The organism is Alkalibacillus aidingensis, from assembly GCF_014595945.1.
GTDB classification, from domain to species: Bacteria; Bacillota; Bacilli; order Bacillales; family Alkalibacillaceae; genus Alkalibacillus; species Alkalibacillus aidingensis.
In genome coordinates, this window is the sequence record NZ_JABXWU010000001.1 from 560,396 (window position 1) to 573,483 (window position 13,088).

15 protein-coding genes are annotated in these 13,088 nt (G+C 37.7%); all 15 read right to left on the reverse strand.

Translation table 11 applies throughout. The features are described 5' to 3' along the window. Positions 1 to 679: 679 nt before the first annotated feature. Complete coding sequence (locus HWQ49_RS02900; RefSeq protein ID WP_188206059.1) at positions 680 to 1,021, reverse strand: GNAT family N-acetyltransferase; 342 nt, start codon at positions 1,019 to 1,021, stop codon at positions 680 to 682. A gap of 166 nt (positions 1,022 to 1,187) precedes the next feature. Continuing rightward, positions 1,188 to 1,619, reverse strand: a complete 432-nt coding sequence (locus tag HWQ49_RS02905) for a peptidylprolyl isomerase (RefSeq protein ID WP_188206060.1) — start codon at positions 1,617 to 1,619, stop codon at positions 1,188 to 1,190. A gap of 26 nt (positions 1,620 to 1,645) precedes the next feature. After that, positions 1,646 to 2,923, reverse strand: a complete 1,278-nt coding sequence (lysA, locus tag HWQ49_RS02910; RefSeq protein WP_188206061.1) for a diaminopimelate decarboxylase — start codon at positions 2,921 to 2,923, stop codon at positions 1,646 to 1,648. Between the two features lie 329 nt (positions 2,924 to 3,252). Further along, positions 3,253 to 4,737 carry a spore germination protein gene (locus HWQ49_RS02915; protein WP_188206062.1) on the reverse strand — a complete coding sequence of 495 codons (1,485 nt, stop codon included), beginning with the start codon at positions 4,735 to 4,737 and terminating at the stop codon, positions 3,253 to 3,255. Positions 4,738 to 4,752: 15 nt separating this feature from the next. Then, the gene (gene spoVAE / locus HWQ49_RS02920; protein WP_188206519.1) at positions 4,753 to 5,103 is read right to left on the reverse strand and encodes a stage V sporulation protein AE; all 351 of its coding nucleotides are present in this window, start codon (positions 5,101 to 5,103) and stop codon (positions 4,753 to 4,755) included. A gap of 2 nt (positions 5,104 to 5,105) precedes the next feature. Then, the gene (gene spoVAD, locus HWQ49_RS02925) at positions 5,106 to 6,116 is read right to left on the reverse strand and encodes a stage V sporulation protein AD (protein WP_188206063.1); all 1,011 of its coding nucleotides are present in this window, start codon (positions 6,114 to 6,116) and stop codon (positions 5,106 to 5,108) included. Between the two features lie 15 nt (positions 6,117 to 6,131). Further along, positions 6,132 to 6,578 carry a stage V sporulation protein AC gene (spoVAC, locus tag HWQ49_RS02930; RefSeq protein ID WP_188206064.1) on the reverse strand — a complete coding sequence of 149 codons (447 nt, stop codon included), beginning with the start codon at positions 6,576 to 6,578 and terminating at the stop codon, positions 6,132 to 6,134. A gap of 13 nt (positions 6,579 to 6,591) precedes the next feature. Next, complete coding sequence (locus HWQ49_RS02935) at positions 6,592 to 7,011, reverse strand: stage V sporulation protein AB (protein ID WP_188206065.1); 420 nt, start codon at positions 7,009 to 7,011, stop codon at positions 6,592 to 6,594. Beyond that, on the reverse strand, positions 7,001 to 7,618 hold the full coding sequence (locus HWQ49_RS02940) for a stage V sporulation protein AA (RefSeq protein ID WP_188206066.1): 618 nt from the start codon (positions 7,616 to 7,618) through the stop codon (positions 7,001 to 7,003). The genes HWQ49_RS02935 and HWQ49_RS02940 overlap by 11 nt, the downstream gene beginning before the upstream one ends. 414 nt (positions 7,619 to 8,032) lie before the next feature. Beyond that, positions 8,033 to 8,788, reverse strand: a complete 756-nt coding sequence (gene sigF / locus HWQ49_RS02945) for an RNA polymerase sporulation sigma factor SigF (RefSeq protein ID WP_188206067.1) — start codon at positions 8,786 to 8,788, stop codon at positions 8,033 to 8,035. A gap of 9 nt (positions 8,789 to 8,797) precedes the next feature. After that, positions 8,798 to 9,238, reverse strand: coding sequence for an anti-sigma F factor (gene spoIIAB, locus HWQ49_RS02950; RefSeq protein WP_188206068.1), 441 nt, complete (start codon positions 9,236 to 9,238; stop codon positions 8,798 to 8,800). After that, positions 9,235 to 9,585 carry an anti-sigma F factor antagonist gene (spoIIAA, locus tag HWQ49_RS02955; protein WP_188206069.1) on the reverse strand — a complete coding sequence of 117 codons (351 nt, stop codon included), beginning with the start codon at positions 9,583 to 9,585 and terminating at the stop codon, positions 9,235 to 9,237. The genes spoIIAB and spoIIAA overlap by 4 nt, the downstream gene beginning before the upstream one ends. Positions 9,586 to 9,661: 76 nt before the next feature. Further along, positions 9,662 to 10,837 (reverse strand): D-alanyl-D-alanine carboxypeptidase family protein, encoded by a 1,176-nt coding sequence (locus HWQ49_RS02960; RefSeq protein ID WP_188206070.1) that lies wholly within the window; start codon positions 10,835 to 10,837, stop codon positions 9,662 to 9,664. 109 nt (positions 10,838 to 10,946) lie between these two features. Then, positions 10,947 to 12,251 (reverse strand): pyrimidine-nucleoside phosphorylase, encoded by a 1,305-nt coding sequence (locus HWQ49_RS02965; RefSeq protein ID WP_188206071.1) that lies wholly within the window; start codon positions 12,249 to 12,251, stop codon positions 10,947 to 10,949. A 14-nt stretch (positions 12,252 to 12,265) separates the two neighbouring features. Further along, the gene (locus HWQ49_RS02970) at positions 12,266 to 13,087 is read right to left on the reverse strand and encodes a purine-nucleoside phosphorylase (protein ID WP_188206072.1); all 822 of its coding nucleotides are present in this window, start codon (positions 13,085 to 13,087) and stop codon (positions 12,266 to 12,268) included. Between the last annotated feature and the right edge of the window lies 1 nt (position 13,088).

Below are 13,088 nucleotides of genomic sequence, written 5' to 3' on the forward strand. Positions count from 1 at the left end.
CTGTTCAACTAATATATTATCAAAACTTTGAATAAAAAGGAATATGATTCGCCTCTACTTGACCTATACCATTAATCATTTTTTATTAAACCTGAAATTTCCGGTTAAGTTAAAGAGTCTGTCACATAATCGATATGATGTTCATTAAAAACTCTTCCTTTATTTATTGAGTGCTATAACTTCGCTCCAGCAGAATACTCCGCTTTCCATGGACACGGCTGAAGCCTCCTCGACCTCACAAAAAACGTTCGGTCTGTGGGGTCTTCAGACTCGTGTTGTTTCCACAGGAGTCTACGTATTCTGCCTACGCTAGTGGTGATTTTCAACGAATGTAAGATCTTATAAGATTGATTAACAACCTAACTAGCGAAGGAAATACACGGAGACTCCTGGTCGGTGAAAACGCCACGTCCTGTGGCATCACCGACACTAGCACGTCCTGTACGTCGCGGGAAAGCGAAAACGCTAAGCCCCCACAGAGAGCGCTCTTTGCGAACGAGGAGGCTTAGCGCGAGCCCGCGGAAAGCGTAGTGTATTTCCGTAGCGATATCGTAGCACTCAATACAATCAAAAAAATGAGTTAATGAACATTCTTCATTAACTATAAATTAAACAATTAACAGAGCCAAATACAAAAAATAAAAAATGGCTTCAACCATTAGTTGAAACCACTTAATCATCATTCACATTGATTAAAGAAACCTTCAGTTTTCTCATTGGCACAGATAATATAGTCATCACCATACTGCTCCTTTAGAGCCTTGACCATCTGTTTACCAATTCCTTGATTACGATGAGAAGGTGTCACACTCAAATGTTGGACGACAATCTTTTGATCCTCAAACCTAACACCTAATGCTCCTAACACATCATCTTCTTTCCATAAAAAGAGCTGCCACTGATCATTTGTCTCGTATTCTTTAATTGTAGATTGTAGCTTTTTAACTTCTTTTTCATCAGGCATAAATGATAATAAACCCATCGCAATCTTTTCAAAAGTTTTCTTATATTTAATAAGCATATAAACCCCTCTTTAACTAACATTACCTAACATCATTACATTTTAGTCATTATTTTACATAATATACTTTACTTATAATATTTTAAATGTCAACTAGCAAACACCTATAGAACGTTAGGCAAGTTAAATGAAGTTAAGCGCCAATTAACTAGTCTTACACCAAAAATTAATCTTCAATAACAACCTTATCCATAACATCACCTGGTTGAACTCGATTAACAACATCCATACCACTTTCTACTTTACCAAACACAGTATGTCCACCATCTAAGTGTGGTTGCGCTTCATGACAGATGAAGAACTGACTTCCCCCTGTATCCTTACCAGCGTGAGCCATTGATAAAGAACCACGCTCATGTTTATTTGGATTTCCTTCAGTCTCACACTTAATTGTGTAACCAGGTCCTCCGGTTCCAGTTCCATTTGGGCACCCACCTTGAATGACAAATCCTGGAATAACTCTGTGAAAGGTTAACCCATCATAAAATTGGTCCTTGGCTAACTTCACAAAGTTTTCCACCGTATTGGGTGCGTCTTCTTCAAATAGATTAATTTTGATCTGTTCTCCGTTTTCGAAATGAATCGTTGCTTTTTTCATTTTACAAAACTCCTTTTACGACTATTTTACTCATATGATCTATCAAAACGTGTCAAATCTTGGAATCGTTCTCTCTCAACTACTAAATAATCTTGGCCATTTTCTATAAACACAACAGCTGCCTTGGGAAAACGGTTATAATGACTAGACATAGAATAACCGTAAGCCCCTGTCGAAAACACAGCCAAATAATCACCACTGTCTATTTTTGGCACTTTTAAGTCCCAAATCAGCATATCACCTGTTTCACAACATTTACCAGCAATTGAAACTAAATCATCTGCTGGTTCATTTAACTTATTGGCTACTACAGCATCATATTTAGCTTGATATAAAGCAGGCCTAATGTTATCTGTCATTCCACCATCAACAGATACATACTTCCTCACGCCTGGTATATTCTTAATAGCCCCAATTGTATAGAGAGTGACACCTGCATCTCCAACAATCGAACGACCTGGCTCAATCCAAATTTCTGGCATAGCTAAATCATGTTCAAAAGCGCTCTGTTTAACTGAATCAACTAATGAAACGACATACTCGTTTAGGGGTAAAGGTTGGTCTTCATTTGTGTATTTTATACCAAAGCCCCCTCCTAAGTTAACCACTTGTGCCTGAAATCCAAACTGTGACTTCCAGCTCTTTAATGCCTCAAAAAGTCGCTCTGTAGTTGCTTCAAAACCTGTCGTTTCAAATATTTGTGACCCAATATGACTGTGCAAGCCTAATAAGTTTAACTGTGACTGATTTAAGATGATCTCAACCGCACGCTCTGCTTGTCCATTGGATAGGTCAAATCCAAATTTTGAATCTTCTTGTCCTGTCAAAATATATTCATGGGTATGCGCCTCAATACCAGGTGTTACACGTATTAAGACATTCATTTGTTGATCCCTATCTACTAATAATTTTTGTATTAATTCAATTTCATAAAAGTTATCAACGACAATACAGCCTACACCGTAATCTAAGGCTAGTTCTAGTTCAGATAAACTTTTATTATTTCCGTGCAGATGAATTTTTTCAGGGGGAAAGCCTGCTTGCATAGCCGTGTATAATTCACCTTCTGAAACAACATCTAAACTAAGATTTTCTTGTTTAGCAACTTGTAACATAGCAACTGAAGAGAAGGCTTTACTTGCATATGCTACTTGAAAATCGACTTCCAATTCCTTGAAAGTATCTACAAAAGCTCGTGCATTTTCTCTAATACGTTCGACATCGTAAACGAATAAAGGTGTTCCATATTTGTTGATGAGGTCCACGGCATTAACGCCACCGATGTGCAATTCTTTTTGATTCATTTTCACTCACCTATCCATATTTGTTATACGACAATTATTAACTGACGAAAAATTATCACTTATATATTAATCTCATCGATAAAGCTAATCGTTTATTTTAGGCTAAATCTTTATAAAAATCAACATTCTTAGTAACTAACAAAAACTAAACTACATTTTTAATAAGATAAACTTACCACATGCATAACCCTCGTACAATCATTTTACCATATCATGAAGAAAAGGGTCAGTATTTGTATTCATCAGACAAATTCAAGATTCACCTTATAAATTACCAAATAAAAAAGGTTATCAGGAGCACTTTATGCCACTGATAACCTTTCACCTTTTTAATTCTCCGGTGTTTCCGGGGGTCTACGATAATTATCTTGTGGATGAACAATGCTTGGACGACGTTTCTGTAAAGGTACAGAAATTCTAAATAGCATATGATACATCGCCTGTGGATTAAATGGAATCAACGGCCATAAATATGGCGTATTTAGGGAAATGGTACGTGCCAATATCAATACGTATAAAGTAAATCCAATCACTAACCCTTTCACACCGAATACTGCTGTAAAAATAACTAGTAGCAATCGAGAGATCTTATTCGCTACTGATAACTCATAACTAGGCGTAGCAAAACTTCCCACGGCGGCAATTGCAATATACAAGATAATCTCCGGGGTGAATAAGCCAACTTCTATGGCGATCTCACCAATTAACACCGCAGCGATTAAGCCAAGAGCAGTAGATACAGCAGTCGGTGTATGAATGGCGGCGATCCTTAAGAACTCAATCCCTATATCTGCTAATAAAGCCTGTACGACAATAGGAATATTGCCTTCATCACTCGGACCGATATAAGATAATCCCTCAGGCAATATATCTGGCTGTAGCACAAATAAAATCCATAAAGGCAATAAAAATAGTGAAGCCATAATCCCCAGATATCTTACCCAACGAACAAAGGTACCAACCATCGGGACTTGTCTAAATTCTTCTGCATGTTGCACATGGTGAAAAAATGTTGTTGGTGTAATCATGACACTAGGCGAAGTATCTACCATGACTAAGACATGCCCCTCAAATAAGTGGGCTGCTGCAACATCCGGACGTTCTGTATATCTTACAAGTGGAAAAGGTGTTTTAGATTGCTTTAGAATAAATTCTTCAATAGTTTTATCAGACATAGCCAGTCCATCAACATCTATTTGCTTAATATCATGACGGACTTTCTCGATCAACCCTGGGTCAGCAATATCCTTTATATACATTATGGAAAGGTCAGTCTTTGAACGTCTACCAACTTGCATAATTTCTAACCTTAAACGTTCATCTCGAACTCGCCTTCTCGCTAACCCAGCGTTTTCAATAATATTTTCAGTAAATCCATCACGGGCACCTCTTACCACACGTTCAGTATCCGGTTCTTCTGGTCCACGTCCAGGATAGCTACGCACATCCACTACATAAGCTACATCATGTCCATCGACAATGACGACAAGTAGACCAGACATAACCTCTACTGCTGCATCATCAACTGATTTAATTTCTTCAAACTGATGATTAGCCAATCTATTTTTTACAATTTCAGGTACCTTACGTTTTTCATGTTCAAAATCATTAATTTCAATGATTTTCTTTAATATTTCCGTAACGAACTGAGTGTCAGCTAATCCATTAGTGTAATAAAAATCAACGTCTCGACCTAACACATTGATCGTTCTATAACCAATATCAAAAGATACGTCTATACCTAACTTCTCTTCAAATAGTTTTCTATTCTTTTCAATAGACCTCATTATTGGTTGTTGAGGTTGTTGTTCCATTATTTACCCCTTCCCTTAACCTTTAGGCTTGAAGATCAGTGCGACAATAAAGCCAAATAGGATGGCGGATGCTATACCTGCAGATGACAGTTGAAAAATACCAATGGCTATACCGACAAATCCATGGTCTTCTGCTTGAGCCATAGCTCCATGAAGTAGTGTATGACCAAAGCTTGAAATCGGTACGGTTGCCCCTGCACCAGCAAATTCAATTAATCGGTCATACAAATTAAATCCGTCTAATACTGCTCCAGCAACTACAAACGACGATAACACGTGAGCTGGTGTTAACTTAAACAAATCCAAGAGTAATTGACCGATCACACATATAGCACCACCAACTATAAATGCCCAAACAAAATCCATGATCATGATCCACTCACCCGCTTTAATACCACACCATGAGCTATACATGGTATCGTTTCTTTTTGTTGTACGATTGTAGGACTTAACAAAGCTCCTGTTGCAACGATAAGAACTTTATTTAACTCACCAGAACGTAGTTGTTGCATAATATGTCCATAAGAGACAACTGCTGATACCGCACATCCACTTCCACCAGCAAATACATTTTGATTTGAGTTATAGACCATTAAGCCACAATCTCGGTGAACATTCTCAATATCATAACCAAATTGATAAGTTAATTTTTTGGCAATAGGTGTTCCCACACTTGATAAATCACCGGTAAGAATCATGTCATATTCTTCTGGTTGTCTATTCATGTCTTTTAAGTGCTGTACAATCGTATCAGCTGCTGCTGGAGCCATTGCTGAGCCCATATCTAATGGATCATTAGCTGAGAAGTCAACAACTTTTCCTATAGTTGCCGCTTCAACTTGAACAAAACTTCTTTCTTTTTGTACAAGAGCTGCACCGGCACCCGTCACCGTAGACGTTTGTGTATCAGGCTTTTGACCACCATATTCTGTTGGATATCTAAACTGCCTCTCAGCAGTTGAATAGTGACTACTTGTACTCGCTAACGCCACATCACTGTTACCACTATCCACCTGTGAGGAGGCAATTGCTAAGGCTTCCATTGATGTCGAACAAGCACCAAATACACACAAAAATGAACTTGGGAAATCCCTGGCAACATAATTTGATGTCACGTTCTGGTTTAACAGATCACCACTTACCAACAAATCTACAGCATCTTTTCGAACCTTTGCTTTTTGTAAACATAAATCAATTGATTTATTAAGTAATGCCTGTTCAGCCCTTTCCCATGTATCTTCACCACAATATAAGTCTTCAAAAGAATAGTCATAAGTTTGACCAAGTGGGCCTTGTTTCTCTCGTGGGCCAGTTACAGTGGCAGAACCCTTGATATAAACACCATTATCAAATACCCATGTTTGTTTTCCTTGTTTCATCTATTTCACCCTTACTTATAAGAACGATTGAATTAAATATCTAAGCACGCCTATGATATATGCTGCAACAGTCCCAAACACGATAACTGAACCTGCTAGCTTAAACATATTAGTTGAAACTCCTAATACTAATCCTTCACTACGATGTTCCATTGCTGCACTAGTAATGGAGTTCGCAAAGCCAGTCACAGGTACAGCTGTTCCAGCACCTGCAAATTGACCGATTTTATCATAAACCCCAAATCCAGTTAGTAACGCAGCTATAAGTATTAAAGTGGCTACTGTAGGATTGGCTGCCTCTTTAGATGTAAAGCCAAATACTTCCATATAAAAAACGGTTAACCCTTGACCAATTGAGCAAATTAAGCCACCAATTAAAAAAGCCTTTATACAATTTCTAAAATACTTAGGCTTAGGTTGATACGGTTTGATTGATTTCTTATAATTATCTTTCGTAATCATGTCTATCACCTTTCTAATCAACAAAAATTAACCATTGAAATAACGAACCGATAATTTTACCAAAAACAATGGCTAATACGAGTCCTTGAATGTAGTCATCGACTTGCATTCGTTTAGCAAGAATGGGGAAAACATTTAAGATCTCAGTTAACGCTGCGGCTAACATACCAATAAAGATCCCGTGAAGTAATCCCCAATAAATCTCCAAAATTACAGGAACATTTATTAAAATTCCCGAAAAAGTTATATAAATTCCAAAAATCGCACCTAAAACAACAGCCCATTCATAATATCGAATAAGAGGTTTGGATTTAGAAATTTGAACAAGCCTTGGTATGACGCCTAGTACTGCTAAAAAAGCGACGAAGCCTGAGCCAACTGCTAAACCTGCAGACAAGCCGACAATAATCTCAATGGCATAACTAACGATCATTTTCTCGGTTCAGCTCATTTTCGTTAAAAGTGACATATTGATGTAAATTCTGATCATAATTAAACATTTCAACTTCCAATGGGCTCGGCTCCTCATTAAACCGTTTCTTTAGAAAGTGATTAAAAAATAAGATCATTCCTAACCCAAGACCAATTGAGTAAGGAATTTGCAACCATAACACACTTCTATCAAGTTCATCAGCTGACATCATCCGATGGAGTTTCCCCTGTACTTCTGGCATATTAACGTCATAGTGAAAGTTCATGATGGCCATTGCAGCTCCGATAAATAGTAACGTCCAGATAAAAAAGACATACATAGGATACATTTTGGCTTTAGGTTTTTTCAGAATCAGAATGGTTTGTGATGGACCTACAGACTCAACATCATAATCAGGATAAAGCTTGTTAATCTTCTTAATAACACTAAACAAGTCGACAACAATATAAGTTTGATCCTCTTTCTTAACTTCATATAAAAATAAGTTAAGAAGTTTGTCTTGCATCTTTTCGGGACAACTGATCCAAGCTATATCCCCTAATTGTATTTGATCTCCTACTCTAACACTCCACTTATGTTTTAATCGCAAATAGATCACGTCTGACATCAGCCATCATCCCTTTTTTAGACTATATCGTTATTATGTACTGGAGATAGGTAATAAATGTACAAGTGAAATTAGAAAAACCTGGGTAAATTCTTCAATTTTTATGCACATTTGATTGGTGATGTTCATTAACTAGTTTGGTGTCTGTCCCAATGAAGTTATGAGCAATTCCCAATTCGGTGGGATAAACTGTATGGGAGAAGCGCTCTCATTGACGTTTTGACCCCCTGTGACGCGCAAAACGTAAGCGAGACGCTCCCTCGATGACGTTTCACCACCGTGTGACGCGCAAAACGTCATTGAGATAACACTGACCACCTAACAAAAAGTGAAAGAACATCATACCGATTATGCATAGCACCATTCCAACAAAAAAAGACTGTCCCATTAGGTTGACTAATAGGACAGTCTTTGTTATTTTTTCATAAACTCTTCCATTTCTAACAAAATACTTTTTTCTAATCTTGATACTTGTACTTGTGAAATATTCAAACGCTTTGCGACTTCCGATTGAGTTTGGTCTTTATAATAACGCAAATAAATAATTAACCTTTCTCTTTTATCAAGCTTCTGTATTGCCTCTTTTAAGGCAATATGATCAAACCAGCGAGTATCTTTATCTGCTATTTGATCCATTAACGTAATTGGATCACCTTCATTTTCATAAACTGTTTCATGGATTGAGTGTGTACCTTGATTGGCCTCAATTGCCATGATTAACTCCTCTTTCGGAATTTCTAAGGCTTCACTTAATTCTATGATTGAAGGTGATCTCCCTAACGATTTAGTTAACTCATCTTTTTTAGCTCTAATTTTATGATTTAATTCTTTTAGTGACCGGCTGACTTTAATGGTACCGTCATCTCTGATGAAGCGTTGAATTTCCCCAATAATCATAGGAACAGCATATGTTGAAAAACGAACATCATAGCTTAGATCGAACTTATCGATCGATTTAATTAAACCAATACAACCTATTTGAAATAAATCATCTGCCTCATATCCACGATTTAAGAAGCGTTGAACAACTGACCAGACGAGTCGAGTATTGTTCTCTACAATTTTATCACGTGCTTCGTGATCCCCTTCTTGTGAGCGCTTAATTAGTTCCTTAATCTCATCATTTGAGATCGTCGCTCGTTCATCTTTGACATGGTTATTTTCTTTCATGGTCATCACCTAACGATTTGCCGTCTGGTTTTGGTTAAATTTTTTCCTTAAAGTCACTGTTGTTCCATGTTCTTTAGAAGATTGAACCTCAAAGTCGTCCATGAAATTTTCCATAATTGTAAAGCCCATTCCAGATCGTTCAAGTTCAGGCTTAGACGTGAACATGGGCTCAACCGCTTCATCAATATTATCAATTCCTCTTCCGTGGTCTTGGACTTTTAGAGAAACTTCTCCATCATCAATCGTGCATTCAAGAATAACAACACCTTCTTCATTTTCTTCGTAACCGTGGATGATTGCATTTGTGACAGCTTCAGATACAACGGTTTTTAACTCTGTCAGCTCATCCAATGTTGGGTCAAGTTGTGAAATAAACGAGGCTACAACAACCCTCGCAAAGGACTCGTTCTCACTCTTCGCTGCCATTTCGACTTTCATGTAGTTATTCATGATGCCACCCCCAAACGAGACAGAGCATCAGCCTCATCTTTAGCTGTGTTAATAAGCTTGAACATGCCTGAAAGCTCAAATAACCGTTTGACGGATTTATTAATCGAACAAATGACCATTTCTCCATTGGCCGATTTGACCTGCTTATACCTTCCTAAAAACACTCCTAACCCTGAAGAGTCCATAAAGGTTAATTTTTCTAAGTTGACTACTACATGCTTAATATCACCAGTGAAATGAACCTGCCATTCATTTCTCAACCTTTCAGCTTCATGGTGATCTAATTCTCCAACTAAACGTACCAATAATACGTCTTCTCTTTTTTCAAAATGTGAAATAAGGCTCAATGCATTTTCCTCCTTTGAAATGGTGCTATTGAGCCTTTTCGTCTTTAATATTTAAAATTCCTGCTTATTGACAAAACTAGTTTGAATTCGACATCATTTCCCTGTGGTGAAGTTTATTCATCATACGTTTCCACAATGTCCAAACTGAAGCGTCTTCAACCTCATCACGAATAATTAAAGGATATTCATGTAAAAGCTCTTCACCTTTATAGACCTCTATTTTCCCGATTGTATCACCTTGAGATAATGGCCATTGCTCTAAATCTTCCATAGCTAACTCTGTATGGTAATCATCTAACTTGTCACCTTTTTCTAATAACAAGGAAATATTAGTTTTAGGTACAGCTACAAGATAATCGTTGTCAGCTTTCATGTGATCCCATGAAAACAATACTTCACCAGCTTTGTGTAATTGATGAAGTTCATATTGTCCAAAACCATAATCAAACATATTGGTGATATCAGCATTGCGGTCTTTTGTTGTCTCTGCACCCATGACAACGGCGATTAAACGCATTTCACCACGTTTAGCAGTTGCTGTTAAATTATATTTAGCCTCACTCGTGTAGCCAGTTTTCAACCCATCTACACCTTGATAAAACTTAACTAATTTATTCGTATTTACTAACCAAAATTCATCGTCTGTACCTTCTCTTAAATAATCCTCATAGACTTTGGTGTAATCTGTGATTTTCTCATGCTCTAGTAATGCTTGACCAATTTTAGCCATGTCGTGTGCCGTACTGTATTGATTGTCGGCAGGTAATCCAGTTGCATTGACAAAATTGGTATCACTTAACCCTAGCTCTTCTGCACGTTCATTCATTCTTTCTACGAATGCCTCTTCAGTAACCGCAATGCGTTCAGCTAGAGCAACTGATGCATCATTAGCGGATCCAATTGCGACCGCTTTTAATAAATCCTTAACACTCATTTCTTCAAAAGGTTCTAAATAAATTTGTGTTCCACCCATTGAAGCGGCATGTTCACTTATTTGAACCGTTTCATCTAAGGTTAATGATCCTGAATCAAGTTCCTCCATGACTAGTAACATGGTCATCAACTTTGTCATACTAGCAGGTGGGAGTCGTTTGTCGGAATCCTTGTTATAAAGGACGGTACCTGTATCCACCTCAATTAAAAAGGCAGATTTCGATGATTCTGCTAGATCTGATGATTCATTGGCTAATATGTTGGATTGTGGTAACAATAATAAAGTGATCAGTAAAATTGATATACTCTTACGAAACATGACTTTTCCCTCCATTCATGTTTCATATTTTTTCCATAGTCGGTTATTTTATTACAAAAAAATAAAAAAACCTGAGCTTTCTTTTAAAGAGAAAGCTCAGGTTTAATTTTTATTCAGAAATAACCGTTTTAATTAGAGTAGGTGCTTCTATAGCGTCTTCTGTAAGCGTGATATGGTTATAGAGCTGATCCTTAATGGAAGCGACATCCTCATTATTACTATAGATGGTTAATAATGATTCACCCTCTTCAACGTAATCGCCTACTTTTTTATTAAGAAAAAGACCGACTGCTAAATCAATCACTGAATCCTTCGTTTGACGTCCTGCTCCCAATTGCATGGCCGCATTACCTAATTCATCTGCTACCATGTCACTTACATAACCGGACTGTTTAGCTGGTAGTTCGATTTTATACTTCGCCTGTGGTAACCTCTCAGTTTGATCTACCACAGATGCATCTCCACCTTGTGATGATAAAAATGTCTTTAATGTTTCTAGAGCCTTTCCATTTTCAATCACTTCTTGAAGCATGTTTCTTGCTTCATCAAGCGTATCAGCCTTACCTCCAAGAACAACCATCTGACTAGCTAATGTTAAGGATAATTCAGTTAGGTCATCTGGACCCTCGCCTCTTAGCGTATCAATAGCCTCTTTTACCTCTAAAGCATTACCAATCGCTCGACCTAACGGCTGGCTCATATCACTAATTACAGCCATGGTATTTCTACCAACATTATTACCTATTGACACCATCGCTTTTGCTAATTCAACAGACTCTTCTTCACTTTTCATGAATGCGCCTGCTCCAGTTTTAACATCTAGGACAATCGCATCTGCACCGGCTGCAATTTTCTTACTCATAATTGAACTTGCAATTAGTGGAATTGAATTAACCGTTGCAGTGACATCTCTTAAACCATATAACTTTTTATCTGCTGGCGTTAAGTTACCTGATTGACCAATGACAGAGATTTTATTTTCATTGACTAAACGAATGAATTCATCATTATCAATTTCAACATGGAATCCAGGTACCGCTTCTAACTTATCAATTGTACCACCAGTGTGTCCAAGGCCACGCCCACTCATTTTAGCAACTGGAACACCAACCGCTGCAACTAATGGTGCTAAAACTAATGTAGTCGTATCACCAACACCTCCAGTGGAGTGCTTGTCAACTTTGATTCCGTTGATTGGTGATAAATCAATTGTATCTCCCGATTCGACCATCGCCATTGTTAAAGTTGCTCGTTCATCCTCAGTCATACCGTTAAAGTAAATAGCCATCGCCAAAGCACTTGCTTGATATTCAGGGATCGAACCGTCAGTATACCCATCAATAAAAAAATTAATTTCCTCTTTCGTTAACTCGTGCCCGTCACGTTTTTTGGCAATTACATCATACATTCGCATCGTGGAATGCCCCCTTAAATGGTTTCAAGTGTTTTCTTAACTAATTGAATAAACTGTTCTCTAACCTTCTCCGTCGTCTCAATGACTTCATCATGAGAAAGTGGTTGATCTAGAATTCCTGCTGCCATATTCGAAATACAAGAAATACCTAACACTTTCATGCCCGCATGGTTTGCAACAATAACTTCAGGCACCGTGGACATACCAACAGCATCGCCACCAAGGGTTCTTAACATCTTAACCTCACTACCTGTTTCATATATTGGACCTGTGTTACCAACGTAGACACCCTGTTGCACATTGATCCCCAACTGATTAGCAGCCTCTTTAGCTTGATTTATGAGGTCTCTGTCATATGCTTGAGACATATCTGGAAAACGTGGGCCAAATTCATCAATGTTCTTACCAATTAGCGGGTTATCACCCATCATATTGATATGATCACCAATAATCATTAGATCACCAGGGTTAAAACTCTCATTAATTCCACCAGCAGCATTGGTAACTACTAATTGATCGACCCCTAACTTTTTCATCACTCTAACAGGAAATGTCACCTGTTCCATTGGGTAACCTTCGTAGTAATGAAAACGACCTTGCATAGCAATTACTTGCTTACCTTTTAGCTCACCAATAACTAACTGTCCCTTGTGACCTGCAACAGTTGATTGTGGAAAATGTGGAATCTCATGATAAGGAATAGTTGTTGCTCCTTCAATTTCCTCGGCTAAAATGCCTAGGCCTGAGCCTAGAATTAAACCAATAGTCGGCTTTTTACCATCTAGTTTACTTTCAATGTATTGTTGTGTTTCTTGAATTTGTTCAATCATGTTCATC

Excerpts from the sequence above, each read along its gene's own strand:
- HWQ49_RS02940 (WP_188206066.1), bottom strand. The coding sequence starts at position 7,618 with ATGTCAGACGTGATCTATTTGCGATTAAAACATAAGTGGAGTGTTAGA.
- spoVAC (WP_188206064.1), bottom strand. The coding sequence starts at position 6,578 with ATGATTACGAAAGATAATTATAAGAAATCAATCAAACCGTATCAACCT.
- HWQ49_RS02915 (WP_188206062.1), bottom strand. The coding sequence starts at position 4,737 with ATGGAACAACAACCTCAACAACCAATAATGAGGTCTATTGAAAAGAAT.
- spoVAE (WP_188206519.1), bottom strand. The coding sequence starts at position 5,103 with ATGGATTTTGTTTGGGCATTTATAGTTGGTGGTGCTATATGTGTGATC.
- HWQ49_RS02905 (WP_188206060.1), bottom strand. The coding sequence starts at position 1,619 with ATGAAAAAAGCAACGATTCATTTCGAAAACGGAGAACAGATCAAAATT.
- HWQ49_RS02970 (WP_188206072.1), bottom strand. The coding sequence starts at position 13,087 with ATGAACATGATTGAACAAATTCAAGAAACACAACAATACATTGAAAGT.
- lysA (WP_188206061.1), bottom strand. The coding sequence starts at position 2,923 with ATGAATCAAAAAGAATTGCACATCGGTGGCGTTAATGCCGTGGACCTC.
- HWQ49_RS02965 (WP_188206071.1), bottom strand. The coding sequence starts at position 12,251 with ATGCGAATGTATGATGTAATTGCCAAAAAACGTGACGGGCACGAGTTA.
- spoVAD (WP_188206063.1), bottom strand. The coding sequence starts at position 6,116 with ATGAAACAAGGAAAACAAACATGGGTATTTGATAATGGTGTTTATATC.
- HWQ49_RS02900 (WP_188206059.1), bottom strand. The coding sequence starts at position 1,021 with ATGCTTATTAAATATAAGAAAACTTTTGAAAAGATTGCGATGGGTTTA.
- HWQ49_RS02960 (WP_188206070.1), bottom strand. The coding sequence starts at position 10,837 with ATGTTTCGTAAGAGTATATCAATTTTACTGATCACTTTATTATTGTTA.
- HWQ49_RS02935 (WP_188206065.1), bottom strand. The coding sequence starts at position 7,011 with ATGATCGTTAGTTATGCCATTGAGATTATTGTCGGCTTGTCTGCAGGT.
- sigF (WP_188206067.1), bottom strand. The coding sequence starts at position 8,788 with ATGAAAGAAAATAACCATGTCAAAGATGAACGAGCGACGATCTCAAAT.
- spoIIAB (WP_188206068.1), bottom strand. The coding sequence starts at position 9,238 with ATGAATAACTACATGAAAGTCGAAATGGCAGCGAAGAGTGAGAACGAG.